Consider the following 26,654-nt stretch of genomic DNA (forward strand, 5'->3'; position numbering starts at 1 on the left):
AGGCGCGTGCCCGGGCCCCCGACGGTGAGCGGGGCTGCGGGACGTCAGGCCGGCATGTCGTACGGCTCGCCCTCCCGCTGACCACCGGGCGGGTCACGGCCGTCTCGGCCGCCGGGTTACCGCGCTCGGCGGCCTCGGCGGCTTCGCCCGCCCCCCATGGCCGCGGCGCGGCTTCGCGGTTACCGGGACATCGGCATCGCCGAGGCCCGCTTCGTGTGGCCGACTCGGCCTTGCGGCCGATCAGTCGGGGCCGGCGATCAGGACATCCGCCGCTCCCGGCTCCGGGGGCTCGGATCGTGCGGTGGACGGCCCTCATCCTGCGCGGACGGGCCACCGCCACCGCATCCCGCGCGCGTCGACGCGGGGCCGCGCCCTCACGGGCAGGGCATGCTCATGTAGAGCGCCTGCTCGCCTTTCGAGGGGGTGCCGTCGTACAGGGTGGTGTCGAGCCCGCAGAACGTGAAGCCCATCCGCCGGTACGCGTGGATCGCCGGCGCGTTGATGTTGCTGACCTCCAGCCAGAGGTGTCCGGCGCCCCTCTCGCGGGCGAACTCCACCGCGAGGCCCATCAGCGCGCGGCCGACCCCCTTGCCCCGGTGCTCCGGGCCGACCTCGATGTCCTCGATGGTCAGCCGGCGGTTCCAGCCGGAGTACGACACGGCCACGAATCCGGCCGGTGCGCCGGAGACCCCCTCGGCGACGAAGGTGCGGCGGTCCGCACCCCCCTCGCCGTCCTCCTGATCACCGTCCGGCTCGTCACCGTCCGGCTCGTCCTCGGGAAACACCTTGGTCAGCGGCGGATCCACCGGAACCTCCCGCACCCCGAAGCCCTCCTCCGTCACGGTCACCCGGAAGACGGAGCCCGTGGTGAAGGAACTGTCCAGGGCCTGGAGGGCGGGAGCATCTTCGGGGACGGCGGTGCGGTAGCGGTACGTCGTGTCGTCGGCTGCGGTCATGGCATGACGCTACGACGGCGCCAGGAGGCGGCAGTACCTCTCTGCCGTACGGGCCGGTGATCTACGAGGACCCGCGCCCGGGGGCCTGATCCGGGTCCTCCGGTTCCTCGAACAGCGTGCCGAACTCGTCCGGCAGGGCGCGTCGCAGGTCCGCCGCCAGGTCCGTGTCCTCGGCCGCGATCCGGCAGACGACCGCCTGCGCCAGGAAGAGTGCCTGCTCGGGGGTGGCACCGGCGGGCCGGGCCACGTCCGCCAGCAGATCGTCGAGCGACACGGCGCGGTCGTCCGCCACATCGGCCCCGTACCGCAGCGCGGGGCGTTCGTGGGCCGGTACGGCCTTGCGCAGATGCTCCCGGCGCGGTGGGTCGAGGCGACTGCTCAGGGCCGCGAGGACGAGGTGCACGGCGGCGTCGGCGGCCTCCGTGTCGTCCAGGCGGGTCCGCGACGCCACGTCTTCCACCAGATGCTCATGGCTGATCATGCTGCCTCCACCGGTGCGTGCTGTCGTTGAGGACGCTGCGGTCTGCCGGGTGCCCTCGCCATCGACACTTACGCACATACCGGTGCGAAGCGGACGCGTGTCGCCGAGAAGCGACGTACGAGAATTTTCCGGCGGCGGGAATGAACCCGGTGGGCGGCTCGTTGTACCGGTTGGTCGTAGTTTTTGTGTCTGTGTTTCACCGCACGCTCGCGAAGAACGATGTCGCGGGCGCCGCCTTCCTTCAGGGAACTGGAGAAGTCGCGTCCAGGCCGGCCCGGGAGTCCGCACGGTGCGGCTTCCGTACCCAGCCCCTGCAAGGAGCAGCAAATGACTCAGGGAACCGTGAAGTGGTTCAACGCCGAGAAGGGCTTCGGCTTCATCGCCCAGCCCGACGGCCCGGACCTGTTCGTCCACTACTCGGAGATCGAGGGCCACGGCTTCCGTAGCCTCGAGGAGAACCAGCAGGTCGAGTTCGAGGTCGTCCAGGGCCCGAAGGGCCCGCAGGCCGCGAACGTCCGGGCCATCTGAGGCCTCCGCCGAACAAGAGGGCCGGTGCCGCGAGGCACCGGCCCTCTTGTCGTCACCGTGGGCCTGTCAGGGCGGGACGGATCCGCCCGGCTACTCCTTGAAGTCGTCCGGTGTGATTCCCGCCTCTTCCATCGCCTCGCGCATCGAGCGGCCGGACGCGCCGGGCTGCTGCTCGTCGCCGGTGTCGGTCGCCTCGATGACCTCGTCCGTCGTGGTCGTCTTCGGACGGTTCTCCTCGGGCACGGTCACGGTGACCGCCTCCTCGTTCGATCGGGTCGTACGCACGACGGGTACCCAGGCCGACCTGCGGAATGCCTGTCCACCAGCCCTTGGGGACGGTGGCGGCGGCCACGTCCGGGGGCGCTGGAATTCCGTCGGTGGGGGCGGCAGCGGGCCGCGCGCCCGGGAGCGAGCCATCGCGATGTCGCATCAGCCCGGCACCGGCCGGGGCACCCTGGTCGGACCTGGCGGCCCTGGCGACGCGGGCGGTGTCCGGCGCGGGCGGTGTCCGGCGCGGGCGGTCGGCCCGGTCAAGGCGGCCACTCCGCCGCTGTCCGGGCTGTGACGGCCGTGCAGACCCTCGACCGGCTCGCGGTCACCGCCGGGCAGCGGCCGCTGATCGCCGGTGCCGAGGGCGCCGTCGGCGGACCGGCGCCGCAGACCGCCCGGGCCCGCGGGGTCCGGATCTACGCCCTGGGACCCCCGCACGGAACAGGTCGCCTCCGCCCGTGAACACGGTGCCGGACTCGTCGTCACAAACCCGCGCGCTCTCCGGCCCGGCTCCTGCGACACGGTGTCCGACACCTTCGGCGCCTTCGTCACCGGGGCGGTGGCCGGCGGCGGCCGGTACCCGTCGATCGCCACCCGGGCCGACCCGGTTCCCGACCTGTCCTCCGGTGCCGTCCGTGCCACCGTCCACCAGGTACGCGAGGACGGCGTCGGCCTGTGCGAGCAGGCCGGACTCGACCGCGGCTCCTTGCGGGCGCGCGCACTCCACCTTCGGCCCGCACGAGATCCACGCCGCGCACGAGTGCCTCGACCGAGGCGGCCTGACGGGAAAGATCACCGTGGTCTTCTGAATAGGGGGCGTCGGAACCGTGAGCGTCTGAACCGTGAGCGTCCGGCCGGTGGGCGTCCGAGCGGTGGGCTTGCGGGGCGCGGTCTCGTGGACCGTGGAGTTCCGGAGCCTCACGACGCGGCTGTGGCGCGCTCGTAGAGGCGGTGCGTCTGGGTGTGGACGCCGCCGAGGGCCTCGCCGTGGCGGCGGGAGGCGTGGTTGTCCTCCAGGACCCAGGAGTAGGAGATCTCGGTGTACCCGAGACGGAACGCGGCCCGCTGCGCCTGGGTGACCAGGGCCGCCGCCAGACCACGGGAGCGGTGTTCCTTCGCCACGCCCATGGCGGCGAAGCGCACACGGTCGATGCGGCGGACGGCCCGCGCGGTCCGGATCAGCCCGATGGGCAGGCCGAAGGTGGTGAGCCGGCCACGGGCCGCGCGCAGCGCCTGGTGGGCGTCGGGCAGGCAGAGCAGGAAGGCGACGGGTGTGCCGTGCAGTTCCGCGATCTGGAGGAGGCCGGGACGCAGCAGGGGCTTCAGCTTGCGCATCGTGTAGCCGAACTGCGCCTCGTCGATGGGGACCGAGCCGTAGCTGCGGGTGAATGTTTCATTGTACAGATTGCGGACGGTCTCCATATCGGCTTCCGTCCGCTTCGGATCCATCGGCCGGACGGTGAGCCCCGGGGTCGCGAGAACGCGGTCCGCGGCTTCACGGTATTCCGCGGGCGGTTCCCCGTCGCCGGGAATCGGAATGGCGTACGAGACCAGGTCCTTGGCCTTCTCGAATCCACATGCGGAGAAGAGTTGCGGATAATACGGCCGGTTGCGGGGAATCATGAGGATGTGCGGCTGATCGAAACCGGATATCTGGACGCCGCACTCGTCGTTGGTGGTGAATCCGAGGGGGCCGAAGGTGCGCGTCATCCCCTGCGCGGCGAGCCAGTCGTCCGCCGCGTCGAAGAGAGCCGCGGCGGCCTCGGTGTCGTCGGCGCACTCGAACAGACCGATCAGTCCCCGGTCCGGTCCGTGCCGCTCGTTGTAACGAGGGTCGACGATGGCCGCGATCCTGCCGACGACGGTGCCGTGCCGCCGCGCGAGGAAGAGCCGGACTTCGGCCACCCGGTGGTACGGATTGCGGGCCGGGTCCAGGAAGGAACGCCGCTCGTGCTCCAGCGGGGCCACCCACCGCGGGTCGTCGCGGTAGACGTCGTACGGGAGCCGGATGAAGGCGGTGAGATCGGCGCGCGTCCGGACGGGGGTGACCGCGACGCTCATGACACCCATTCCAGAAGCGTTTCCCTCAGGGTCGGCTGCACCGGGACGGGCGGGGGCCCGGCGGGGATGAGGCCGAGGCGGCGGCCGGCGTGGGCGAACGCCTGGAGGATGCGGTCGATGTCCTCGTCGGTGTGCGTGGCCTGGAGGGACAGCCGGACCAGCGAGCGTTCCTCGGGTACGGCCGGTGCGGAGACGGCGCTGGTGAAGACGCCCTCGGTGAGCACCTCCCGCCACAGGGCCGTGGCCAGTTCCTTGCGTCCCGTGATCACGGGCACGATCGGGGTGACCGAGTCGCCCGTGTCGAAGCCCAGGCCGCGCAGGCCGTCGCGCACCTGCCGGGCCACGTCGAAGGCGCGTGCCCGGCGTTCGGGCTCCGATTCGATGATGGTCAGGGCCGCCAGCGCCGCCGCGGCCGAGGCGGGGGGGATCGAGGTGGTGAAGATGACGGACCGCGAGGTGTGCCGGAGATAGTGGATCACCTCGGCCGGCCCGGCGAGGAAGCCCCCGATGGAGCCGAAGCCCTTGGACAGGGTGCCCGTGTGGAGGTCGACGGCGTCGGGCAGCCCGAAGTGGTCGGTCACCCCTCGTCCGCCGGGCCCGAGCAGCCCGATGTCATGGGCGCCGTCGACCACCAGACGGGCACCGTGGCGCCGGGCGAGGGCGACCAGCTCCGGGAGCCGGCACAGGTCGCCCTCCATGGAGAACAGACCGTCCGTGAAGATCGCCTTGGCGGCGTCCGGGTCGGCCGCCGCGAGCTTCCGTTCCAGGTCCGCCATGTCCGAGTGCCGGTACCAGCGTCTGTCGGCGAAGCCCAGCCGCACCGCCTCGATCAGCGAGGCGTGGTTGGCCTTGTCGCTGAAGACGATGTCACCGCGGCCGAGCAGGGGAGCCAGCGCCAGGTTCGCCTCGAAGCCGGTGGTGGTCACGATCACCGCCTCGGCATCGAGGAACGCGGCCAGCCTGGCCTCCAGTTCCTCGTGCAGCGTGAGCGTTCCGCCGATCAGCCTGCTCGCCGAGGCGGAGGCACCCCAGCGACGGGCCGCGTCGGCCGCCGCCGCCACGACACGGGGATGTCCGGAAAGGCCAAGATAATCGTTTCGGGCGGCCATGACCAGGCGTTTTCCACCCAGGAACACCTCCCCTCCGCGCGCCTCGAGTGCGTTGTAGACGGCCCTCGGCCGCATGCGCGTCGCGTGCTGCATGACGGCCGTCAACTGCTTGTCGAAAATATCTGCCACTGCGCTCTCACATTCGACTCGCCACCCTTTTGAGATTTTCATACAAAAATGTGGAGAGGGTGGCCTCGGCATCCTCTCAGCCAGAGGAATGAAATGAAAAGCCAAGGCCTGGTTTCGTTAAGCCATTCGAGTGAAACGGGTCCGATGGGCGATGCGGCCGAGGGCGCGAATGCGGTACGCCCCCGGCTCACGCCCCCACCGGCCGGCCCGGAGCCGGGCCGGGGAGAACCGGTACGCGCGCGGATGCCGCGCGGGTGATGCTGGGGAGCGGACACGTCCGCGAGCGGGCCGGGAGGTGCGGGCAGGTGACCGCCGTCAACCCGATGGACAGCGCGTCGGTGCTGGCCACCTTCGGCGCGCTGGGCGTGCTGGCGGTGGTCTTCGCGGAGTCGGGCCTGCTGGTCGTCGGCTTCTTCCTGCCCGGTGACACCCTGCTGTTCCCGGCCGGGGTGCTGTGCGCGGGCGGCGCCCAGCAGCCGCCCCGGCTCACGCTGTGGCAGGTGCTGGTGTGCGCGGCCGTGGGGGCGGTGGCCGGCGGTCAGGCGGGGTATCTGCTCGGGCGGCACGGCGGGCGCGCGCTGCTGGCGCGTACGTCCAGCCGCCGGGTGACGCACGCGGTGGCGCGGGCGGAGCGGCTGCTGACCCGCTACGGCCACGGCAAGGCGTTGGTGATCGGCCGCTTCGTGCCGCTGCTGCGGACGGTGCTGCACCCGGTGGCCGGGGTGCTGGGCGTCCCCGCCGGGACGTTCACGCTGTGGCAGACGGTGGGCGGGGTGCTGTGGTCGCAGACGCTGGTCCTCGCCGGGTACACCCTGGGGGCCTCCGTGCCGCACATCGACGACTATCTGCTGCTTCTGGTGGCCCTGGTCGTCGTCGTGTCGCTGCTCCCGCTGCTGCCGGAGGCCCGCCGAGCCCTCCGGGAACGCCGGGAGCGCCGGAACTCCGCCCGCTGAACGGCCCCCGCCGAATGCGGCGCGGCTCCCTCGCCCGCCGAGCCCGGGGAACCGGCGCGCACCCACGCCGCCCCGCCCCGCCCCTCCCCGGCCCGCGCGCTACACCCCCGGCGCCCGGTGCGTGACCCGTCCCGCCACCGCCGTCAGCAGCACGGGCAGCGCGGCCAGGTCGCCGTCGGGCACCCGCAGCGGATCCTCGGCGAGCACCGTGAGGTCGGCGCGGTGGCCGACGGCGAGCCGGCCGGCGCGGTCCTCCTCCCCCGCCGCCCAGGCGGCGCACACGGTCATGCCCTGGAGCGCCTGGAGCGGGGTGAGGGCCTGCTCGGGGCCGTGCGGGGGCAGCGAGAGGTCGGCGGGCCGCCGGTGCCGGGCGCCGGCCATGACCGCCAGCGGCGGGTACGGCGCGATGGGCCAGTCGGAGCCGAGGACGACCCGGGCCCCGGCCTCCCACAGGTCGCGGCAGCGGAACGCGCGGCCGGCCCGCTCCTCGCCGAGCCGGCGCGACCAGTTGTCGGTGTGGTCCGCCCGGGTGAACTCGCAGCAGTGGGTGGGCTGCATGGAGGCGGCGACACCGAGCGGCGCGAACCGCCGGACGGTGTCGTCGGGGATGGTCTCGATGTGCTCGATCCGGTGCCGTACGACGCCGGTACCACTGGGACCGCCCGTCCGCGCGGTCGCGGTCCGGGCCCGTTCGACGGCGTCGAGCACATGGCGCACCGCCGCGTCGCCGATGGCGTGGGTGGCCGTGGGCACACCGGCGCGGTGCAGGTCGGCGATCACCCGGGTGTAGCGCCGGGGGTCGGGCCAGTGGGCGTGGTCCGACTGGCCGTGGCAGTCGGGGACCTCCAGCCAGGCGGTTCCGTTGTCGATGGTGCCGTCCATGAACAGCTTCACGCCCGCCACCCGCCACAGCGCGCCCCCGGTGCCCTGGAGCCGGACCAGCTCGGCGATGTCGGCGTCGTCCGCCTCGGGCCGGCACCAGGGGGCGATCCTCAGCCGCAGGGGCAGGGCGCCCTCGGCCTCCAGGGCGGCGTAGACGGCGAGGCTGTCGCCGTTCGCGTCCATGGCGTGCCCGCCGGTGAGCCCGGAGGCGGCCATGGCGGCCAGCACCTCGGCGGCGCGGGCGCGGACCTCGGCCTCGGTGGGCCGGGGGGCGACCGCCTCGACGACCTCGCAGGCGGCGTCCTCCAGCAGCAGCCCGGTGGGCCGTCCGTCGGCGTCGCAGACGATCTCCGAGCCCTGGGCGAAGGCGCGCGGCCCGTCGACGCCGGCCAGTTCCAGCGCCCGTTCGCTGGCCAGGGCCGAGTGCGCGTCGAACAGGTCGACGAGCGCGGGCACCCCGTCGAGGACCGGGCCGAGGGCGGCGGTGGCCACGGGCGCGGTGCCGAAGGCGTTGGGGTCCAGGCCCCAGCCGCGCAGCCAGGCGCCCGGGCGCAGGTTGCGGACCGCCGCGGCGAGCGCGGCGCGTACGGCGTCCAGGTCGCGGCAGCCGGACAGGTCGACGCCCATGGTGCGTTCGGCGCCGGAGACCGGGTGCAGATGGCCGTCGGTGAGCCCGGCGGTGACCACCGCCCCGCGCAGGTCGACCACGGTGGTGCCGGGCCCGGCGAGGGCGCGGGCGTCCCGGTCGTCGCCGAGGAAGGCGATCAGCCCCCGCTCCGCGGCGAGCGCGGTGTGCGGCAGGAGGCCGCCCGTGCCGGGGTCGAGCAGCCGGGCGGAGAGCAGGACGAGGTCGGCGGGCACGGGGGCTCCTTCACTCACGGGAGGGCGCGGGGACGGCGGGGGCCGGGGGGATCAGACGGCGGCTTCGTCGAGCGTGCCGGGCCGCAGCCCGAGTTCCCGCTCGGCCGTGGTGCGAGGCATGCGCAGGACCGCGGCCGGGCGCTCGGGTGTCGCGGTGTTGGCGTGGACGCCCAGGCCGTCGAGGACGACGAGGATCTGCACGGCGACCGCCGACGGATCCGCGGTGACGAACTCGCCGGCTTCCACTCCGTCCCGGACCAGGGTTTCCAGCCGGCCGCGCCAGGCGGCCTCCTGTTCGGCGACCCGGTCGCGCAGGACGGGCCGGTAGCGGCTGAGGTGGCGGGCGTTGATCCACAGCCGGCTGATCGCGTCGTACGCCTCCCCCGAGGTGCGGGCGAGGAAGCGGGCCAGGTGCCCGGTGGGCGTGTGTCCGGCGTGCCCGGCCGGGAGGAGGCGGTCGAGTTCGCCGGTCGCCGCGCTGCCGAACGCCTCGGCGACCAGATCCTCGGCCGAGGGGAAGTAGTGGCTGATCAGCCCGGGGCGGACGGCGAGTTCCTCGGCGATCCGGCGGAGGGTGACGCACTCCAGGCCCTCGGCCAGGGCGACGGCCGCGGCGGCGGCGACGATCTCCGCGCGCCGGGCGGCGGGGTCCTTGCGGATCCGCTTGCGCTGAACGCTTGACGACATGACGGCGATGCTATTGAGTGTGCGACCAATAAGCAACTGGTCACCTGCTCAATAAGCGGCCAGGCCCACCCCACCGCCTCCGGAGGCCCCATGGCGTCCACGCTTCCCGACCCGCGCCCCGGCGCCCGGCCCGCGTCCGGCGACGGAGGCGGCGCCGCCTCCCGGGCCCCCGGGGGCACCGGCGTCGAGGCGCACGGCATCGACCCCGTTCCGGACGCCGAACGCCGGGGCCGGCCCCGCGAGCTGTTCTCCGTGTGGGCCGCCGCGAACGTCAACTACCTGAGCCTGGTGGTGGGCGGCGCGCTGGTGCTGATGGGGCTGAGCCTGTGGCAGGCGCTCGCGGTGATCGTCGTGGGCAATCTGTGCTGGTGCTCACCGGCCTGCTGGCGGTGCCGGGCCCGGTGGCGGGCGCGCCGAGCGAGGTGGTGACCCGGGCGCTGTACGGGGTGCGCGGGAACCGGGTGAACAACGCGGTGACCGGCTGGCTGATCTCCGTGTGCTACTTCGCGCTGAACCTCGCGGCGGCGGCGACCGCGGCCTTCTCCCTGGTGGACCGGGCGGGCCTGCCGGTGAACGCCGGGGTGAAGGCGGCGGTCGTGGTGCTGATCGCCGCCGTCACCCTCGCCATCGGCGTCTACGGCCATGCCGCGATCGTCCGGCTCTACCTGCCGATCACCCTGGCGCTGTCGGCGGTGTTCACCGTGGTGGGCGTCGCGGTGCTGCGGCACACCGACTTCGGCTACACCCCGGGCGGCCGCTGACCGGCACGGACCTGTGGGCGGCCGGGTCCGCCGGGATCGCCCTCATCGCCTCGGGCCCGCTGTCGTACACCACCAGCGCGGACTTCTCCCGCTATCTGCCCCGCGCCACGCCCGCGAAGGCGGTGGCCGGCTGGACCGCGCTCGGCGGTTTCGTGCCGAGCGTCCTGGTGTGCGGCATCGGCGCCTGCGCCGCGACCGCCGTCGACATGAACGACCCGCAGTCCTCGCTCCAGCGGCTGCTGCCCGGCTGGTTCCGCCCGGTGTTCCTGCTCGCGCTGGTCCTCGGCACCATCGCGCTGAACGCGCTGACGTCCTACAGCGCCGGACTCGCCCTCCAGGCCGTCGGCCTGCGCATCCGGCGCACGCTCAGCGTGCTGGTGGACGGCGCGGTGGCCGTGGCGCTCACCCTGTACGCGCTGCTGGTCTCCGACTTCCTCGACACCGTCGGCGACGTGCTCCAGCTGACCGTGCTGCTGCTCGGCCCCGCCACGGCCGTCTACGCCACGGACATCCTGCTGCGCCGGGGCCGTTACGACGGTCCCGCCCTCGCCGACGAGTCGCCCGGCGGGCCGTTCTGGTACACCGGTGGCGTCCACGGAGCCGGGGCGCTGGCCCTGACGGCGGGGATGACGGCCGCCGCGCTGTGCGTCGACAGCGTGTGCACCGGGCCCGTGGCCGCCGCCCTGGGCGTGGACCTGGCGCTGCCGGCCGGACTGGTGGTGGCCTCGGGAACGTACGCCCTGCTGGCGTGGCGCGTCGGCCGGCGGTAGCCCGGGGCCGGTCAACACCGCGCTCTGGACGCCCTGCTGAGGCACCGTGAGACTGGTACGCGGAAATCCCGTGACTGTCAGGGACGGTGCCATGGCACAGGAGACCCCGCGCGTCGAACTCACCCCGCGCGCCGCGGAGCTGGTGCGCCGGCTGCGGGCCGCGCACGGGCCGCTGATGTTCCACCAGTCCGGCGGCTGCTGCGACGGCAGCGCCCCCATGTGCTACCCCGACGGCGAGTTCCGCACCGGCGGTTCGGACGTCCTGCTGGCGGAGCTGGCCGTGGAGGGGGTGCCGGAGCCCGTGACGTTCTGGATGGCGCGCGGCCAGTACCAGGCGTGGAGCCACACCCGGTTGATCGTGGACGTCGTCCCGGGACGCGGCAGCGGCTTCTCGCTGGAGGCACCCGAGGGGGTACGTTTTCTCACCCGTTCTCGCGTCGTCGACGCGTAGGCGTACCGCCGGTCGCCCGAGTCTGCTGCACTGCCCCTGCACACGGGGGCGGTTGACGAGTCATCAGGAGGCACGGTGACCAGACGCGGCGGGCGTTCGGCGGCGGGCGGAGCGGTTCTCACGACGGTCACGGCGCTCGGTGTGCTGGCCGGCGCGGCCCTGGCGGGTGCGGCACCGGCCGGTGCCGCACCGGCGGGCCGGCGGATCGCACCGGGCGTGACCTACCGGCAGTTCGACGTCGACGCGGCGAAGGGCACGGCCCGCGTCCACCTGCTCACGGTGGACCTGGGCAACCCGCACGTCCGCGTCGATCTGCTGTACCCGGGCACGGTGGCGGCCCGGGCGACGGTGTCCCGGCTGGCGGACTCGGCCGGGGCCGTCGCCGGGGTGAACGGCGACTTCTTCCACATCACCGAGACCCAGCACCCGGGCGTGGACGTCACCGGCGCGCCCGTCGGACCGGCCGTCGCGCACGGGCAGGTGCTCAAGGCGGCGGTGCCCAAGGGCCAGCGGTTCGGGCCCGCGCTGCCCCCGGGCACCGACACCCGGGAGGTGCTCGGCGTGGGCACCGACCGGCGGGCCCGCCTGGACCGGCTCTCCCTCACCGGCTCGGCCGTCACCCCGGGGGGCGAGTTGCCGTTGAAGGGCCTGAACCAGTACGCGCTGCCGGTGAACTCCGTCGGCGCGTTCACCGCGCGCTGGGGCGGTGCCTCCCGCGAACGCGCCGTGTGCGGCACCGACACCCAGCGCTCGGCGCCGTGCAGCGAGGACGCCTACGAGGTGAAGGTGCGCGACGGCCGGGTGGCCTCCGTCTCCGGCACCCCGGGCGGCGGCGCGATCCCCGCGGACACCACGGTCCTGGTGGGCCGCGAGGAGGGCGCGCGCGAGCTGCGCGAGCTGTCGGTCGGCGACCCGGTGCGGATCACGCACGGCCTGACGGCGGCCTCGTCCGGGGTGCCGTACGCGTTCGCCATCGGCGGGTTCCCGATCGTCCGCGGCGGCGCCCCGCTGTCCGGGCTGGACGACGAGACGTCGGCGGTGCGCACGGCCGTGGGTATCAAGGGCGGTGGCCGGCAGCTGCTGCTCCTGGCGCTGGACGGGGGCGCGGTCTACCGCTCGGGACTGACCATTTACGAGGAGGCGGACGTCCTGCGGTCGCTGGGCGCCTCCGACGCGTTCAACCTGGACGGCGGCGGCTCGACGGAGATGGTGACCCGCGAGGCGGGCGACTCCGCCGTGACCGTGCGCAACCACCCCAGCGGCGGCACCGAGCGCCCCGTGCCCAACGGCGTCGGCGTCTTCTCGGCGGACTGAGGCGCGGCCGGGTCAGGGCCGCAGGCTGCTCACCAGGTCGGCGGTCGCGGAAAGCCCGCTGTGGATGGTGGGCGCCATGCTCGTGCAGGCCATGTAGAAGCCGAACAGCATGCAGACCAGGCCGTGGGAGACCTTCAGCGCACCACTGCGCATGAAGATCACGACCAGGACCAGGAGCAGCAGCACCACAGAGATGGAAATCGCCATCGGAACCTCCTCCGCCACGCCCCATGTGCGGCGTTTCGGGCGCAAGTGTGACGTAGCGGAGGGTTCGTCCGGGCGGCTGACACGTCCGCCGTTCGTGTGGTCTTACCCGGGGGCGTGGGCGTCGAGGAAGGCTTCCAGCCCGGCCAGGTCGTCGGTGTTGAGGTGGTCCACCCCGGCGGCCACCAGCTCGGTCCACAGCGCGTCCCGGGCCGGGCCGGCGGTGTCGGGCGTGGCCCAGAACCGGATCCGCTGCCCGCGCGCGTGGGCGGTGGCGGTGATGGTCCGCAGCTTGCGCCGTTCGGCGTCCGGGAACGCCCCGGTGCCCGTCCAGGTGAAGTTCTGCGTCCAGTTGTCGCTGACGAGCGGGATGAGGGAGGCCGGGGCGGAGCCGGCGGCCAGGTCGGTGAGCCGGCCGTCGTAGAAGGCGCGCCGCTCGGTCTGCGCGGCCATCGGGGCGCGGGCCGCCCGGTCGCCGGAGACGACGGCGGTGACCGGTCCGGGGTGGACGCGGCCGTGCGCGTACCGGGTGAACAGGTGCGGGTAGCGGCGCAGTCGGCGGTCGAGCGCGAGGTAGGCCGAGGCACCCTCGGTCTTGATGTCGACGAGGAGTTGCAGCGGGCGGCGTGCGCCGCGGTAGACGGAGCCGTGGTGGGCGGCGACCCGGGCGGCCAGCGGCTCGAGGTAGAGGGATTCGAGGGTGCGGGACGGGTCGAGGTCGGATGCCTCGTGGCCGACGAGGAGCTGGTCGCCGACGAGGAAGATGTCGGCTTCGACGCTGCCGAAGCGGTGGTCGAGGGCGTCGGACAGGGGCCGCGGGTGGGCGTAGTCGTTGTGGGCGTGGGCCTGCCACAGCGGGCGGGACCGCCGCCGGCGTTCACCGGCCAGCGCGTCGCTCGCGGGCAGGGCGAGGGTGCCCGCGAGGGCGGCGCCGAGGGTGGTGAGGGCTCCGCGACGGGTGGTGAGGGCCATGCACTGCCTCCCTGGGGATGTTGGGGACCGGGGAGAGTATGCGTGCGGAGGTGCCTCAAGGGGTCTCCCGCGACGGGGAGTTGGCGCGCTGTTCACTTCGGGCGCGCGGAAGGCCCGCCCCCGGTGGGGCGGGCTTCACCGGCCAGGCGTCAGGGGGCCTGGAGGCCGACCAGCCCGGCCAGCACCTCATGGTGGGCGCCCGCCGTGCCGTAGGCGATCGAGTCCGCCTTGGCCCGCTTCAGATACAGGTGGACGGGGTGCTCCCAGGTCATGCCGATCCCGCCGTGCAGTTGCAGCGCCTCCTCGGCGGCGCGTACGGCGACGGGCGCGGCGTAGGCCTGGGCGACGGCCACCGTGACGTCGGGGTCCCGGCCGGAGGCGAGGGCGTCGGCGGCGGCGCGGGCGGCGGCCCTCAGGTGGACCACCTCCAGCCAGAGCCGGGCCAGCCGGTGCTTGAGCGCCTGGAAACCGCCGACCTGCCGGTTGAACTGCTTGCGCTCCTTCAGGTAGCGGACGGTCTCCGTCAGCGCCCAGTCGGCGACTCCGAGCTGTTCGGCGGCGAGCAGTCCGGCGGCGGCGCGCAGGGCCCGGCGCACGGCCGGTTCGGCGTCCCCGACGCGGCGGCCGGCGGCACCCTCGAACCGTACGGTGGCCAGCGGGCGGGTGAGGTCGAGGGAGGTCTGCGGCAGGACCGTCACCGCGTCGGCGGCGACGGCGTACAGGCCGCCGTCGCCGGCCGGGACGAGCAGCACGTCGGCCACGGCCGCGTCGGCGATCCCGGTCAGCTCCCCGTGCAGGGTGCCGTTCTCCACCCGGACGGCCTTGACGCCGGCGGCCGGGCCGGTGTGCAGGCCGACCGCCAGGACGCCGATGGTCCGTCCGGAGGCCAGTCGCTCCAGGAGTTCGCCGTCGCCGCAGGCGAGCAGCGCCTCGGTGGCCACGACCGCGCTGGCGAGGTACGGCACGGGGGCGACGGCCCGGCCCAGCTCCTCCAGGACGACGGCCGCCTCGCGGTGGGAGGCGCCCTGGCCGCCCTGCTCCTCGGGGACCAGGAGACCGGCCAGGCCCATGTCCTCGGCGAGGGATTTCCACAGGGCGCGGTCGTGGGGCGCGTCCGACTCGGTGCGGGCGAGCACGCCGGCCGGTGCGCAGTGGTCCGTGAGCAGGCCGCGGACGGCGGCGCGCAGCGCCTCTTCCTCCTCGGAGTACAGCAGATCCGTCATCGGGCGAGGTCCTTCCAGGCGACGTCCTTGTCGGTGCGCGGTTCGGCGGGCAGGCCCAGGACGCGCTCGGCGACGATGTTCAGCAGCACCTCGCTGGTGCCGCCCTCGATGCTGTTGCCCTTGGAGCGCAGATAGCGGTAACCGGCGTCGCGGCCGGTGAAGTCGACGTGCTCGGGGCGGCGCATGGTCCAGTCGTCGTACAACAGGCCCTCCTCGCCCCGCAGTTCCACCTCCAGGCCGCTGATCTCCTGGTTGAGGCGGGCGAAGGCGAGCTTCATGCCGGCGCCCTCGGGTCCGGGCTGGCCGGCGACGAGCTGCTGGCGCAGCCGCTCGCCGGTGAACCGGGCCACCTCGGCCTCCACCCACAGCGTCAGCAGCCGCTGGTGCAGTGCGTGGGTGCGCAGTTCCGGGCGTTCCCGCCAGGTCTGCGCGACGGGGCCGATCATGCCGCCCTCGCGGGGCAGGGCCATGCCGCCGATGGCGACGCGCTCGTTGTTGAGCGTGGTCTGGGCGACCCGCCAGCCGTCGCCGACGGCACCGAGGCGGCGGTTGTCGGGGATGCGGACGTCGGTGAGGAAGACCTCGTTGAACTCGGCCTCACCGGTGATCTGGCGCAGCGGCCGGACCTCCACGCCGGGGTCGGTCATGTCGCAGACGAAGTAGGTGATGCCCTGGTGCTTGGGCACGTCCGGGTCGGTACGGGCGATGAGGATGGCCCAGCGGGCGAGATGGGCGCTGGAGGTCCACACCTTCTGCCCGTTGACCACCCACGTGTCGCCCTCGCGGACCGCCCGGGTGCCGAGCGCGGCCAGGTCGGAGCCGGCGCCGGGTTCGCTGAACAGCTGGCACCAGACCTCCTCCCCGGTCCACAGGGGCCGCAGGAAGCGCCGCTTCTGCTCCTCGGTGCCGTAGGCGAGGATGGTCGGCGCGGCCATGCCGAGGCCGATGCCGATGCGCCGGGGGTCGTTGTCGGGGGCGCCGGCGGCCTGGAGTTCGGCGTCCACGACGCCCTGGAGGGAGCGCGGAGCGCCGAGGCCGCCGAGGCCCTCGGGGTAGTGCACCCAGGCGAGGCCGGCGTCGAACCGGGCCCGCAGGAAGTCCGGGCGGTCGGTGCCGGCGGGCGGGTGCTGCGCGAGGAACTCCCGCGTGCGGCTGCGCAGTTCTCCGGCGTCGGTCATGCGGCGGCTCCGTTCTCCGGTACGACGGCGATCCGGCCGGTGGTCACCCCGTCGGCGACCCGCTGTACGGCACCGGCCGCGCCGGCGAGCGGCACCCGCTCGCTGACCAGCGGCTTGACGGCGCCCCGCGCGGCCAGCTCGGCGAGCCGGTCGTGACAGTGCCGGACCAGCTGCGGGTTCTTGGTGTTGTACAGGCCCCAGTGCAGGCCGAGGATCGAGTAGTTCTTCACCAGGGCGTGGTTGAGGGCGGGGGTGGGGATGGTGCCGCCGGCGAAGCCGACGACGACGATCCGGCCCTCGAAGGCGACGGCCTTGGCGGACTGGGTGTAGGCCTCGCCGCCGACCGGGTCGTAGACCACGTCGGCGCCCCGGCCGCCGGTGGCCTCCTTCACGGCGGCGACGACGTCCTCGGCACGCCGGTCGACCACCACGTCACAGCCCAGCTCCCGGGCGACGGCGGCCTTCCGCTCACCGCCCACGACACCGATCACGGTGGCGCCGGCTGCCTTGCCGAGCTGGACGGCGGCGCTGCCCACGCCCCCGGCGGCGGCGTGCACGAGCAGGGTCTCCCCCGCCTCCAGACGGGCGCGCCGGTGCAGGCCGAACCAGCCGGTCTGGTAGCCGATGTGCAGGGCGGCGGCCTCGGCGTCGTCCAGCGCGTCCGGCGCGGGGAGCAGGGCGCGGGCGTCGGCGACGGCGTACTCGGCGAAGCCTCCGTACGGCAGCACGGGATTGGCGATCACCCGGCGGCCGTCGGCGGTCTCGCCGCAGATCTCCACGCCGGGCGTGAAGGGCAGCGGCGGGCGCACCTGGTACTGGCCCCGGCACAGCAGCGCGTCGGGGAAGTTGACGTTGGCGGCGCGCACCCGCAGCAGCACCTGGCCAGTCCCGGGCGTGGGCCGCTCCGTGTCCGCCAGGCGCATCACCTCGCTCGGCTCGCCGTTCTCGTGCACTTGCCATGCCTGCATGCGGGGCCTCCACGGGACTGCTTCGTCTGACCGGGTCCGACCGCATACTAAGCGGTCGCTTGCCGATCAGGGAACAGCCGACGAGACTCCGGCCACGCGGCGGACGTCACGAACGGGCCGGCCGCGCCCGTACGTGCATCCGCTCCCCCTGCGGCCCGAACAGGCTCAGGAACTCCACCGGCTCCTCCCCCGCCGGCCCGAACCAGTGCGGCACGCGGGTGTCGAACTCGGCCGCCTCCCCCGGCGAGAGCACCACGTCGTGCTGTCCGAGCACCAGGCGCAGCCGCCCGGACAGCACGTACAGCCATTCGTAGCCCTCGTGGGTGCGGGGATCGGGCTCGCCGCCGCGCTGGGGCTCGACCACCTTGTAGGCCTGGAGCCCGCCGGGCTGCCGGGTCAGCGGATACAGGGTGCGCCCGTGCCGCGTGATCGGCCGGGCCCGCACCCGGGGGTCGCCGACCGGGGGCGCGCCGACCAGTTCGTCCAGCGGGACCTGGTGGGCCTGGGCGATGGGCAGCAGCAGCTCCAGGCTGGGCCGGCGCAGGCCGGACTCCAGCCGGGAGAGGGTGCTGACGGAGATGCCGGTGGCTTCGGACAGCGCCGCCAGGGTCACCTCCCGGTCCTTGCGGAGCCGCCGCAGCCGGGGGCCGACCTCGGCGAGGACGTCGTCGGTACTCATGGCCCTATTGCAGATTCGGCAAAGCCGTTTGTCAATGCGGCACCGACTGGGCGACGGTCGGGGCGGAGGTGGTCACCATGACCGAGAAGTACGAAGTGGTCGTCGTCGGCGGCGGGGCGGCCGGGCTGTCCGCCGCGCTGGTGCTGGGCCGGTCCCGGCGCCGCACCCTGGTGGTCGACGCGGGCGAGCCGCGCAACGCGCCGTCCGCGCACATGCAGGGCTACCTCTCCCGGGACGGCATGTCCCCGGCCGAGTTCCTGGCGGTGGGGCGCGCGGAGATCGCCCGCTACGGGGTGGAGCTGGTCCGGGACCGGGTGGTGGACGCGACGAGGGACGGGGAGTTCGCCCTCGCCCTCGCCGGGGGCCACACCGTACGGGCCCGGCAGCTGGTGATCGCCACCGGCCTGAGGGACGAGCTGCCGCCGCTGCCGGGCCTGGCCGAGCGGTTCGGCCGGGACGTGCTGCACTGCCCGTACTGCCACGGCTGGGAGGTACGCGACCTGCCGACCGGGGTCCTCGCCACCTCACCGCTGAGCGTGCACCAGGCGCTGATGGTCACCCGGTGGTCGCAGGACGTACGGCTCTTCCTGCACCGGGTGGACGAGGCCGAGCTGACCGACCAGGACCTGCGCCGGCTGGCCGCCGCCGGGGTCGCGGTGGTGCCCGGCGAGGTGGCGGGGCTGGTGGTCGCCGACGACCGGCTCACCGGGGTCCGGCTCTCCGGGGCAGGCCCGGTGCACGACCGCGCGGTGCTGTACGTCGCCCCGCGCGCCGTCCCGAACAACGATCTCCTGGTCAGGCTGGGCGCGGACATGCGGGAGACCCCGTTCGGCAGCTATCCGGTGATCGACGAACGGGGTCTGACGAGCGTGCCCGGGCTGTGGGCGGCGGGCAACGCGAGCGGCTTCGCCGAGCAGGTGGTCAACGCGGCCGGCCTGGGCTACCGGGCGGGCGTGGCGATCAACGCGGAACTGCTGATGGCCGACCTCGACGCGGCGGCGGGGGTGTAGACCGGGCGCCCCCGGTGCACTCTGGGGACATGCTGCTGACCCGGCTGGCCGAGGTGTCCCGGGAGGTCGCCGCGACGGCGGCGCGGTCCCGCAAGACCGCGCTGCTCGCGGAGTTGTTCCGGGAGGCCGGGGCGGAGGACGCGCCGATCGTCATCCCCTATCTGGCCGGACGGCTGCCGCAGGGCCGGCTCGGGGTCGGCTGGAAGGTGCTGGGCCGCCCGGTGCCGCCGGCCGCCGAGCCGACGCTCACCGTGCGCGAGGTCGACGCCCGGCTCGGCGAGCTGGGCGCGGTGGCCGGCCCCGGCGCCCAGGCGGAGCGGGCCCGGATCGTCGGCGAGCTGATGGGCGCGGCCACCGAGGCGGAGCAGCGCTTCCTGCTCGGCCTGCTCACCGGCGAGGTCCGCCAGGGCGCCCTGGACGCGGTGGCGGTCGAGGGGCTGGCCCGGGCGACCGGCGCGGACCCGGCGGACGTACGGCGGGCCGTGATGCTCGCGGGGTCGCTCCGGACGGTGGCCGGGGCGCTGCTCGGCGAGGGGCCGGCGGCGCTGGAGCGGTTCCGGCTCACGGTGGGCCGCCCGGTGCTGCCGATGCTCGCGCACAGCGCGTCGTCCGTCGCGGAGGCGGTGGAGAAGCTGGGCGCCTGCGCGGTGGAGGAGAAGCTGGACGGCATCCGGGTCCAGGTGCACCGGGACGGGGACCGGGTGCGGATCCACACCCGCACCCTGGACGACATCACCGGCCGGCTGCCCGAGGTCACGGCCGCCGCGCTGGCGTTGCCGGGCGAGCGGTTCATCCTGGACGGGGAGGTGATCTCCTTCGACGCGGCGGGGCGGCCCCGGTCCTTCCAGGAGACGGCGGGCCGGGTCGGCTCGCGCACGGACGTGGCGCGGGCGGCCGGGGAGGTCCCGGTCTCCCCCGTCTTCTTCGACGCCCTCGCGGTGGACGGCCGCGATCTGCTGGACCTGCCGTTCGCCGAGCGGCACGCCGAGCTGGCCCGGCTGGTGCCCGGGCCGATGCGGGTGCGCCGCACCCTGGTCTCCGGGCCGGGGGACATCCCGGAGGCGGAACGGTTCCTCGCCGACACCCTGGCCCGGGGCCACGAGGGCGTGGTGGTCAAGGGGCTCGACGCGCCCTACAGCGCGGGCCGGCGCGGCGCCTCCTGGCTGAAGGTCAAGCCGGTGCACACCCTGGACCTGGTGGTGCTGGCCGCCGAGTGGGGCCACGGCCGGCGCACCGGCCGGCTGTCCAACCTCCACCTCGGCGCCCGCACCCCGGACGGCGGCTTCGCGATGCTCGGCAAGACCTTCAAGGGCATGACGGACGCGATGCTCGCCTGGCAGACCGGGCGGCTGAGGGAGCTGGCGGTCGAGGACGACGGCCGGGTGGTGCGGGTGCGCCCCGAACTCGTCGTGGAGATCGCCTACGACGGCCTCCAGCGCTCCACCCGCTACCCGGCCGGTGTCACCCTCCGCTTCGCCCGCGTGATCCGCTACCGCGAGGACAAGCGCCCCGAGGAGGCCGATACGGTGGAAGCCCTGCTGGCAGCCCATCCGGAGGTCGGCCCGTGACGGTACGGACGGCGAGGCGCAGCGCCGGACTGCTGTTGTTCCGGCACACGGACCAGGGGCTTGAGGTGTTGCTCGGCCATATGGGCGGCCCGCTGTGGGCGAAGAAGGACGCGGGCGCCTGGACCGTGCCCAAGGGCGAGTACGACCCCGCCGAGCCGGCCTGGGAGGCGGCCCGGCGGGAGTTCCGGGAGGAGCTGGGGCTGGCGCCGCCGGACGGGGAGGCCGTACCGCTGGGCGAGGTGGTGCAGCGCAACGGCAAGATCGTCACGGCCTGGGCGGTGGAGGCGGACCTCGACCCGGACACGATCGACCCGGGGACCTTCACCATGGAGTGGCCGCCGCGCTCCGGACGGCGGCGGGAGTTCCCGGAGCTGGACCGGGTGGCGTGGTTCGGCCTGGACCGGGCCCGTGCGGTGATCGTCACGGCGCAGGCCGCGTTTCTCGACCGGCTGGCGGAGCACTCGGCCTGACCCGAGGACCTGTCGCGTTGCGGCCTGCCCGGCCGCGCGCGAAGGTCGAGACAAGCCCGCTCCCAGGGAGGTCGGTCATGCCCATCGCTACGGTGAACCCGGCGAACGGCGAGACGCTCAAGACGTACGAGCCCATGGACGAGGACGAGCTGGAACGCCGGCTGGAACTGGCCGAGGCCACGTTCCGGACGTACCGGACGACCTCGTTCGCCGAGCGCGCCCGGCTGCTGCACCGGGCCGCCGATCTGCTCGACGCGGACCAGCGGGAGATCGGCCGGGTCGTCACCACCGAGATGGGCAAGCCCGTCCGGCAGGCCCGCGCGGAGGCGGCGAAGTGCGCCAAGGCCATGCGCTGGTACGCCGAGCACGCCGAACGGCTGCTGGCCGACGAGGAGCCCGCCGAGGCGGACGTGCGCGACTCGGGCGCCTCCCGGGTGCGGGTGCGCTACCGCCCGCTCGGCCCGGTGCTCGCCGTGATGCCGTGGAACTTCCCGCTGTGGCAGGTGGTCCGGTTCGCGGCGCCCGCCCTGATGGCCGGCAACGTGGGCCTGCTCAAGCACGCCTCCAACGTGCCGCAGACGGCCCTGTACCTGGAGGACCTGTTCCACCGGGCGGGCTTCGCCGAGGGCTGCTTCCAGACGCTGCTGATCGGCTCCGGCGCGGTGGACGACGTCCTGCGCGACGAGCGGGTCAGGGCGGCCACCCTGACCGGCAGCGAACCGGCGGGCCGGGCGGTCGCCTCCACCGCCGGCGAGATGATCAAGAAGACGGTGCTGGAGCTGGGCGGCAGCGACCCGTACATCGTGATGCCCTCCGCCGACCTCGACCGCGCGGCCGAGGTCGCGGTGACCGCGCGCGTGCAGAACAACGGGCAGTCCTGCATCGCCGCCAAGCGGTTCATCGTGCACACCGACGTCCACGACGCCTTCGCCGAGAAGTTCGTCGCGGGCATGCGGGCCCTCCAGGTCGGCGACCCGCTGGCGGAGGACACCGAGGTCGGGCCGCTGGCCAGCGAGCGGGGCCGCGACGACCTGGAGGAGCTGGTCGACGACGCCCGCCGCGGTGGCGCGCGGGTGCTGTGCGGCGGCGAGCGCCCGGACGGCCCCGGCTGGTTCTACCCGCCGACCGTGCTCGCCGGCATCACGCGGGAGATGCGCGTCCACCGCGAGGAGGCGTTCGGACCGGTCGCCACGCTGTACCGGGCGGACGACCTGGACGAGGCCGTGCTCATCGCCAACGACTCCCCCTTCGGCCTGAGTTCGAACGTGTGGACACGGGACGAGGGCGAGGTCGAGCGGTTCGCCCGGGACCTGGAGGCCGGTTCGGTGTACGTCAACGGCATGACCGCCTCCCATCCGGCGTTCCCGTTCGGCGGGGTGAAGCGCTCGGGGTACGGGCGTGAGCTGTCCGGGCACGGAATCCGGGAGTTCTGCAACATCACCACGGTTTGGCAGGGTGCGTGAGGGCCGCGCGACTACCATCCCGTTCTGTGAACCGCGAAGTGACCCTGCCTCTGATCGTCGACGACCGCGGGGCCCTGCAGGTCCCCGCGGCCGACGTGAGCAAGTTGTTGCGGACCGTGGGCGCGCGGTGGCTGCACCTGGTCGAGGCCGGCGAGCAGGCGCTCGACGAGGACACCGTGGCCGCGCTGACCATCGAGCTGGCCAAGCTGGCCGACCGGATCGACGTCGCGTGCATCGCGCACAGCAGCGGGACGCAGTAGCCGTCCCGCCGCGCTCACCGGGTACCCGGCGGCGGGCGGACGAACCGCCGCCGGCCCGAGGTAACGGCTGTCCTGCCGTTTTCCCTCGTCCGGGGGCATGGATCGCCCCGACGGGCCGGACCCCGCGTCCCCGGTTCGGAGTAACCCAACGCGAGATCCATCGCCCTCCCGGGTGACGGTGGGGGGAGCGCCCACAGGCGCGAACCCACCTTCTGACCGGCGGGCGAAAGCCCTCCGGAACGCGGAAAGCAGGGACGGTTCATGGCGACCTTGTGCAAGCCCTCGGTGTCGGTCCCGGAGTACGTGATCACGATGGAGGAGACGCTGGAGCTGGCGCGCTCCCGCCACGCCGACCACCCACAACTGCCACTGGCCCTCAGGCTGATCGAGAACACCGGCGTCAAGACGCGGCACATCGTCCAGCCCATCGAGGAGACCCTCAAGCACCCGGGCTTCGAGGAGCGCAACAAGCTCTACGAGGCCGAGGCCAAGGCCCGGGTCCCCGCGGTGATCCAGCGTGCGCTGGACGACGCGGAACTGCTCACCGGCGACATCGACGTGATCATCTACGTGTCGTGCACGGGCTTCATGATGCCCTCGCTCACGGCGTGGCTGATCAACGAGATGGACTTCGACAGCACCACCCGCCAGCTCCCGATCGCCCAGCTCGGCTGCGCGGCCGGCGGCGCGGCGATCAACCGGGCGCACGACTTCTGCTCGGCCTACCCGCACGCCAACGCGCTCATCGTGGCCTGCGAGTTCTGCTCGCTGTGCTACCAGCCCACCGACCTCGGCGTCGGCTCGCTGCTCTCCAACGGGCTGTTCGGCGACGGCATCGCCGCCGCCGTGGTCCGCGGGCGCGGCGGGCGGGGCGTCCGCCTGGAGCGCAACGGCTCCTACCTGATCCCGAAGACGGAGGACTGGATCGCCTACGACGTGCGGGCGACCGGCTTCCACTTCCTGCTGGACAAGCGGGTGCCGACGACCATGGAGCCGCTCGCCCCGGCCCTCAGGGAACTGGCCGGCACCCACGGCTGGGACGCGTCCGACCTGGACTTTTACATCATCCACGCGGGCGGTCCGCGCATACTCGACGACCTGAGCACATTCCTGGAGGTCGACCCGCACGCGTTCCGGTTCAGCCGGGCCACGCTCACCGAGTACGGCAACATCGCCAGCGCCGTCGTCCTCGACGCGCTGCGCCGGCTGTTCGACGAGGGCGGCGCCGAGGACCGGGCGCGGGGGCTGCTCGCCGGGTTCGGCCCCGGCATCACCGCCGAGATGACGGTCGGCCGCTGGGCCGACGGGGACGGGGCCGGGCGGTGACCGCGCCGGCGCTCCCGGAGACCCTGCCGCCGGTGCGGCACTGGCCGGCGCTCGACCTGCCCGGGACCGACTTCGACCCGGTGCTGGCCGACCTGATGGCGGAGGGCCCGGTCACCCGGGTCCAGCTACCGCACGGCGAGGGCTGGGCCTGGCTGGTCACCCGGTACGAGGACGTCCGCCGGGTGACGAACGACCCCCGCTTCAGCCGGGAGGCGGTCATGGCCAAGCAGGTCACCCGGCTCGCCCCGCACTTCATCCCCGAGCCGGGCGCGGTCGGCTTCCTCGATCCGCCCGAACACACCCGGCTGCGCCGCTCGGTGGCCGCCGCGTTCACCGCCAAGGGCGTGGAACGGGTCCGGGACAAGGCACGCGCCCAGCTGGACGAGCTGGTCGACGAGCTGCTGCGGGGCGGCCCGCCCGCGGACCTCGCCAGCGCGGTGCTCGGCCCGTTCCCGATCGCGGTGATCTGCGAGCTGATGGGCGTCCCGGCCGCCGACCGGCACGCCGTGCACACCTGGACCGGGCTGATCCTCTCCTCCTCGCACGGCAAGCGGATCAGCGAGCGGGCCAAGCGGGAGATGGCCGCGTACTTCGCCGAGCTGATCGGGCGGCGCGGGCACGGCACCGGCGAGGACGTCACCTCGCTGCTGGGCGCCGCGGTGGGCCGCGGGGAGATCACCCGGGACCAGGCCGTCGGCCTCGCCGTCCTCCTCCAGATCGGCGGCGAGGCGGTCACCGGCAACAGCGGGCAGCTCTTCTACCTGCTGCTGACCCGTCCCCGGCTGCTGGAACGGCTGCGCGCCGAGCCGGGACTCCGGCCGCGGGCGATCGACGAACTCCTGCGCTACATCCCGCACCGCAACGCGGTCGGGCTCTCCCGCATCGCCCTGGAGGACGTGGAGATCGGCGGTGTCCGCATCCGCGCCGGCGACCCGGTCTACGTCTCCTACGTCGCCGCCAACCGCGACCCGGAGGTCTTCCCCGACCCGGACACCATCGACGTCTCGCGCAGCCCCAACCCGCACGTGGCCTTCGGCTCCGGCCCGCACTACTGCCCCGGCGGCATCCTGGCCCGGCTGGAGGAGGAGCTGCTGACCGACGCCCTGCTGGACCGGGTGCCGGGCCTCGAACTGGCCGTACCACCGGACCACGTGCCTTTCAGGAAGGGCGCGTTGATCCGGGGTCCCGAGGCCCTGCCGGTGACGTGGTGAGCCGCTCATGACCGAGATCGAGGGACTGTACGTGCCACCGGGGCACGGCCGTGTCGTCCAGACCCCGGCCCAGCGGGTGACGTTCAAGGTCACCGGCACCCACTCGCGGATGGCCTCCACCTTCGAGGTGGAGGTCCCGCCCGGCTTCGACGTGGGCGCCCATGTGCACACGCGCAGCGAGGAGTTGTTCTACGTCCTCGAAGGCGAACTGGACGTCCTCGCCTTCGAGCCGCGCGTCCGTACCCCCGACAACTGGCAGAAGTGGCAGTCGCGTTCGGGCAGCCAGGTGGTGCGCGCGACGCCGGGCACGGTCATCGTCGTACCGCCGGGCTGTCCCCACGCCTTCGCCAATCCCACGGACACCCCGGCGAGGATGTTCTTCCAGGCCTCTCCCCCGCCCGACCACGAACGCTACTTCGAGGAACTCCTGGAGATCCTGGCCGGCGGGGGCCCGCCGGACCAGGAGGCGATCGAGGCGCTGCGGGCGAAGTACGACATCGAGCAGCTCACGCCGTTGAAGCACCGGTGAGGAGGCGGAGCCGTACGCGGTGCGCGGCGCCGCCCCGGCACTACCGGATCGGCATCCCGGACAGCGTGCGCGCGATGACCAGCCGCTGGATCTCGCTCGTCCCCTCGAAGATGGTGTAGATCGCGGCGTCCCGGTGCATCCGCTCCACCGGGTACTCACGCGTGTACCCGTTGCCGCCGAGGATCTGGACGGCCTGCGCGGTCACCTTCTTCGCGGTCTCGCTCGCGAACAGCTTGGACATGGAGCCCTCGGCGGCGGTGAACGGCTTGCCGTTGACCGCCATCCAGGAGGCCCGCCACACCAGCAGCCGCGCCGCGTCGATCCGGGTCCGCATGTCCGCGAGCTGGAAGGCCACGCCCTGGTTGTCGATGATCGGCCGCCCGAACTGCTCGCGCGTCTTCGCGTAGTCGAGGGCGACCTCGTAGGCGGCGCGGGCGGTGCCCACGGCCATGGCGCCGACGGCCGGCCGCGACGCCTCGAACGTGGCCATCGCCGCGTTCTTCACCCGCTCGCCCCCCGCCTTCGCCCTCTCCCGGGCGCGGGCCAGCCGCTCGTCCAGCTTCTCCTTGCCGCCGAGCAGGCAGGAGCCGGGCACCCGGACGTCGTCGAGGACGACCTCGGCGGTGTGCGAGGCGCGGATGCCGTGCTTCTTGAACTTCTGCCCCTGGGACAGGCCGGGCGTGCCGGGCGGGACGATGAAGGAGGCGTGGCCCTTGGAGCCCAGCTCCGGGTCGACGACGGCGACGACCACGTGGACGCCCGCGATGCCGCCGTTGGTCGCCCAGGTCTTCGTGCCGTTGATCACCCACTCGTCCTTGGCCTCGTCGTACACGGCCCGGGTGCGCATGGAGGCCACGTCGGAGCCGGCGTCGGGCTCGGAGGAGCAGAACGCGGCGACCTTGACGTCGTTCTGGTCGCCGTACATCTGCGGGATCCAGGTGCCGATCTGCTCGTCGGTGCCGTTGGCGAGGACGCCCACGGCGGCGAGGCCGGTGCCCACGATGGACAGGGCGATGCCCGCGTCGCCCCAGAACAGCTCCTCCATCGCCATCGGGATGCCGAGGCCGGTGGGGTCGAAGTACTGCTGCGCGTAGAAGTCGAGGGAGTAGATGCCGACCTTGGCGGCCTCCTGGATGACCGGCCAGGGCGTCTCCTCGCGCTCGTCCCACTCGGCCGCCGCCGGGCGGATCACGTCCTCGGCGAAGCCATGGAGCCAGTCCCGGACTTCCTTCTGCTCCTCGTTCAGCTCCATGGTGAACTCGGCCATGTCCCCTCCAGCGGCGGTGCGATGTTACTAACGGTAACGAGAGTCTGTTACCGGCCGGTAGGAATGTCAACCGCCGAGGACCGCTCGGCCTCCCGTTCGATGCCGCGGGCACG

27 protein-coding genes and 1 pseudogene are annotated in these 26,654 nt (G+C 73.7%); 14 read left to right on the top strand and 14 right to left on the bottom strand.

Features of this window, described 5'->3' with window-relative positions:
- Nucleotides 1-374 precede the first annotated feature (374 nt).
- Together ACZ4W9_RS10885 and ACZ4W9_RS10890 are read right to left on the bottom strand one after the other, a co-directional pair.
- Nucleotides 375-956 (bottom strand): GNAT family N-acetyltransferase, encoded by a 582-nt coding sequence (locus ACZ4W9_RS10885; RefSeq protein ID WP_467934717.1) that lies wholly within the window; start codon nucleotides 954-956, stop codon nucleotides 375-377.
- A gap of 61 nt (nucleotides 957-1,017) precedes the next feature.
- Nucleotides 1,018-1,437: a DUF2267 domain-containing protein gene (locus ACZ4W9_RS10890; RefSeq protein ID WP_467934718.1), complete on the bottom strand. Its 420-nt coding sequence runs from the start codon at nucleotides 1,435-1,437 to the stop codon at nucleotides 1,018-1,020.
- A 327-nt stretch (nucleotides 1,438-1,764) separates the two neighbouring features.
- Between ACZ4W9_RS10890 and ACZ4W9_RS10895 the strand changes: the two genes are divergently transcribed.
- A complete protein-coding gene (locus tag ACZ4W9_RS10895; RefSeq protein ID WP_467934720.1) occupies nucleotides 1,765-1,965 on the top strand; it encodes a cold-shock protein in 201 nt (66 codons plus the stop codon).
- Nucleotides 1,966-2,055: 90 nt separating this feature from the next.
- Here ACZ4W9_RS10895 and ACZ4W9_RS10900 read toward each other — a convergent pair whose 3' ends face one another.
- The gene (locus tag ACZ4W9_RS10900; RefSeq protein ID WP_467934721.1) at nucleotides 2,056-2,250 is read right to left on the bottom strand and encodes a hypothetical protein; all 195 of its coding nucleotides are present in this window, start codon (nucleotides 2,248-2,250) and stop codon (nucleotides 2,056-2,058) included.
- A 276-nt stretch (nucleotides 2,251-2,526) separates the two neighbouring features.
- Between ACZ4W9_RS10900 and ACZ4W9_RS10905 the strand changes: the two genes are divergently transcribed.
- The gene (locus ACZ4W9_RS10905; RefSeq protein WP_467934722.1) at nucleotides 2,527-2,697 is read left to right on the top strand and encodes a hypothetical protein; all 171 of its coding nucleotides are present in this window, start codon (nucleotides 2,527-2,529) and stop codon (nucleotides 2,695-2,697) included.
- Nucleotides 2,698-3,153: 456 nt separating this feature from the next.
- Here ACZ4W9_RS10905 and ACZ4W9_RS10910 read toward each other — a convergent pair whose 3' ends face one another.
- A complete protein-coding gene (locus ACZ4W9_RS10910; protein ID WP_467934724.1) occupies nucleotides 3,154-4,296 on the bottom strand; it encodes a GNAT family N-acetyltransferase in 1,143 nt (380 codons plus the stop codon).
- Nucleotides 4,293-5,534 carry an aminotransferase class I/II-fold pyridoxal phosphate-dependent enzyme gene (locus ACZ4W9_RS10915; protein WP_467934726.1) on the bottom strand — a complete coding sequence of 414 codons (1,242 nt, stop codon included), beginning with the start codon at nucleotides 5,532-5,534 and terminating at the stop codon, nucleotides 4,293-4,295. Before ACZ4W9_RS10915 ends, ACZ4W9_RS10910 begins: the two co-directional genes overlap by 4 nt.
- Before the next feature lie 305 nt (nucleotides 5,535-5,839).
- Here ACZ4W9_RS10915 and ACZ4W9_RS10920 point away from each other — a divergent pair, with 305 nt between their 5' ends.
- Nucleotides 5,840-6,487: a DedA family protein gene (locus tag ACZ4W9_RS10920; RefSeq protein WP_467934727.1), complete on the top strand. Its 648-nt coding sequence runs from the start codon at nucleotides 5,840-5,842 to the stop codon at nucleotides 6,485-6,487.
- 99 nt (nucleotides 6,488-6,586) lie between these two features.
- On the opposite strand, the gene ACZ4W9_RS10925 is transcribed toward ACZ4W9_RS10920, so the two are convergent.
- Complete coding sequence (locus ACZ4W9_RS10925) at nucleotides 6,587-8,230, bottom strand: amidohydrolase (protein WP_467934728.1); 1,644 nt, start codon at nucleotides 8,228-8,230, stop codon at nucleotides 6,587-6,589.
- Between the two features lie 51 nt (nucleotides 8,231-8,281).
- On the bottom strand, nucleotides 8,282-8,917 hold the full coding sequence (locus ACZ4W9_RS10930; protein ID WP_467934730.1) for a TetR/AcrR family transcriptional regulator: 636 nt from the start codon (nucleotides 8,915-8,917) through the stop codon (nucleotides 8,282-8,284).
- A gap of 90 nt (nucleotides 8,918-9,007) precedes the next feature.
- On the opposite strand from ACZ4W9_RS10930, the pseudogene ACZ4W9_RS10935 reads away from it, so the two are divergent.
- From ACZ4W9_RS10935 to ACZ4W9_RS10945, 3 genes and pseudogenes are all read left to right on the top strand, one after another.
- Nucleotides 9,008-10,448 (top strand): annotated as a pseudogene (locus tag ACZ4W9_RS10935) (purine-cytosine permease family protein).
- Between the two features lie 91 nt (nucleotides 10,449-10,539).
- The gene (locus ACZ4W9_RS10940) at nucleotides 10,540-10,899 is read left to right on the top strand and encodes a DUF779 domain-containing protein (RefSeq protein ID WP_467934731.1); all 360 of its coding nucleotides are present in this window, start codon (nucleotides 10,540-10,542) and stop codon (nucleotides 10,897-10,899) included.
- Nucleotides 10,900-10,974: 75 nt separating this feature from the next.
- Nucleotides 10,975-12,213, top strand: a complete 1,239-nt coding sequence (locus ACZ4W9_RS10945; RefSeq protein ID WP_467934732.1) for a phosphodiester glycosidase family protein — start codon at nucleotides 10,975-10,977, stop codon at nucleotides 12,211-12,213.
- A 12-nt stretch (nucleotides 12,214-12,225) separates the two neighbouring features.
- On the opposite strand, the gene ACZ4W9_RS10950 is transcribed toward ACZ4W9_RS10945, so the two are convergent.
- The 6 genes from ACZ4W9_RS10950 to ACZ4W9_RS10975 form a co-directional block, all read right to left on the bottom strand.
- A complete protein-coding gene (locus tag ACZ4W9_RS10950) occupies nucleotides 12,226-12,420 on the bottom strand; it encodes a hypothetical protein (protein ID WP_318204784.1) in 195 nt (64 codons plus the stop codon).
- A 102-nt stretch (nucleotides 12,421-12,522) separates the two neighbouring features.
- Nucleotides 12,523-13,389, bottom strand: coding sequence for a phosphatidylinositol-specific phospholipase C/glycerophosphodiester phosphodiesterase family protein (locus tag ACZ4W9_RS10955; RefSeq protein ID WP_467934734.1), 867 nt, complete (start codon nucleotides 13,387-13,389; stop codon nucleotides 12,523-12,525).
- 149 nt (nucleotides 13,390-13,538) lie between these two features.
- Complete coding sequence (locus ACZ4W9_RS10960) at nucleotides 13,539-14,612, bottom strand: acyl-CoA dehydrogenase family protein (protein WP_467934735.1); 1,074 nt, start codon at nucleotides 14,610-14,612, stop codon at nucleotides 13,539-13,541.
- Entirely contained in the window at nucleotides 14,609-15,790 is a 1,182-nt protein-coding gene (locus ACZ4W9_RS10965) for an acyl-CoA dehydrogenase family protein (protein WP_467934736.1), read from the bottom strand. Before ACZ4W9_RS10965 ends, ACZ4W9_RS10960 begins: the two co-directional genes overlap by 4 nt.
- A complete protein-coding gene (locus ACZ4W9_RS10970; protein ID WP_467934738.1) occupies nucleotides 15,787-16,758 on the bottom strand; it encodes an NADPH:quinone oxidoreductase family protein in 972 nt (323 codons plus the stop codon). The genes ACZ4W9_RS10965 and ACZ4W9_RS10970 overlap by 4 nt, the downstream gene beginning before the upstream one ends.
- Nucleotides 16,759-16,864: 106 nt before the next feature.
- Nucleotides 16,865-17,437, bottom strand: a complete 573-nt coding sequence (locus ACZ4W9_RS10975) for a helix-turn-helix domain-containing protein (RefSeq protein WP_467934739.1) — start codon at nucleotides 17,435-17,437, stop codon at nucleotides 16,865-16,867.
- 77 nt (nucleotides 17,438-17,514) lie between these two features.
- Here ACZ4W9_RS10975 and ACZ4W9_RS10980 point away from each other — a divergent pair, with 77 nt between their 5' ends.
- The 8 genes from ACZ4W9_RS10980 (at nucleotide 17,515) to ACZ4W9_RS11015 (ending at nucleotide 25,274) form a co-directional block, all read left to right on the top strand.
- Nucleotides 17,515-18,447 carry an NAD(P)/FAD-dependent oxidoreductase gene (locus ACZ4W9_RS10980; protein ID WP_467934740.1) on the top strand — a complete coding sequence of 311 codons (933 nt, stop codon included), beginning with the start codon at nucleotides 17,515-17,517 and terminating at the stop codon, nucleotides 18,445-18,447.
- Between the two features lie 29 nt (nucleotides 18,448-18,476).
- Nucleotides 18,477-20,015 (top strand): ATP-dependent DNA ligase, encoded by a 1,539-nt coding sequence (locus tag ACZ4W9_RS10985; protein ID WP_467934742.1) that lies wholly within the window; start codon nucleotides 18,477-18,479, stop codon nucleotides 20,013-20,015.
- The gene (locus ACZ4W9_RS10990) at nucleotides 20,012-20,485 is read left to right on the top strand and encodes an NUDIX hydrolase (RefSeq protein ID WP_467934743.1); all 474 of its coding nucleotides are present in this window, start codon (nucleotides 20,012-20,014) and stop codon (nucleotides 20,483-20,485) included. The genes ACZ4W9_RS10985 and ACZ4W9_RS10990 overlap by 4 nt, the downstream gene beginning before the upstream one ends.
- A 77-nt stretch (nucleotides 20,486-20,562) precedes the next feature.
- The gene (locus tag ACZ4W9_RS10995) at nucleotides 20,563-21,948 is read left to right on the top strand and encodes an NADP-dependent succinic semialdehyde dehydrogenase (protein ID WP_467934744.1); all 1,386 of its coding nucleotides are present in this window, start codon (nucleotides 20,563-20,565) and stop codon (nucleotides 21,946-21,948) included.
- Between the two features lie 26 nt (nucleotides 21,949-21,974).
- Nucleotides 21,975-22,208 carry a DUF6213 family protein gene (locus ACZ4W9_RS11000; protein WP_467934746.1) on the top strand — a complete coding sequence of 78 codons (234 nt, stop codon included), beginning with the start codon at nucleotides 21,975-21,977 and terminating at the stop codon, nucleotides 22,206-22,208.
- A 261-nt stretch (nucleotides 22,209-22,469) separates the two neighbouring features.
- Entirely contained in the window at nucleotides 22,470-23,534 is a 1,065-nt protein-coding gene (locus tag ACZ4W9_RS11005; protein WP_467934747.1) for a type III polyketide synthase, read from the top strand.
- A complete protein-coding gene (locus ACZ4W9_RS11010) occupies nucleotides 23,531-24,745 on the top strand; it encodes a cytochrome P450 (protein ID WP_467934748.1) in 1,215 nt (404 codons plus the stop codon). The genes ACZ4W9_RS11005 and ACZ4W9_RS11010 overlap by 4 nt, the downstream gene beginning before the upstream one ends.
- 7 nt (nucleotides 24,746-24,752) lie before the next feature.
- The gene (locus ACZ4W9_RS11015; RefSeq protein ID WP_467934750.1) at nucleotides 24,753-25,274 is read left to right on the top strand and encodes a cupin domain-containing protein; all 522 of its coding nucleotides are present in this window, start codon (nucleotides 24,753-24,755) and stop codon (nucleotides 25,272-25,274) included.
- A gap of 40 nt (nucleotides 25,275-25,314) precedes the next feature.
- Here ACZ4W9_RS11015 and ACZ4W9_RS11020 read toward each other — a convergent pair whose 3' ends face one another.
- Nucleotides 25,315-26,541, bottom strand: a complete 1,227-nt coding sequence (locus ACZ4W9_RS11020; RefSeq protein ID WP_467934751.1) for an acyl-CoA dehydrogenase family protein — start codon at nucleotides 26,539-26,541, stop codon at nucleotides 25,315-25,317.
- Between the last annotated feature and the right edge of the window lie 113 nt (nucleotides 26,542-26,654).

Source organism: Streptomyces sp. NPDC029296, assembly GCF_055569255.1.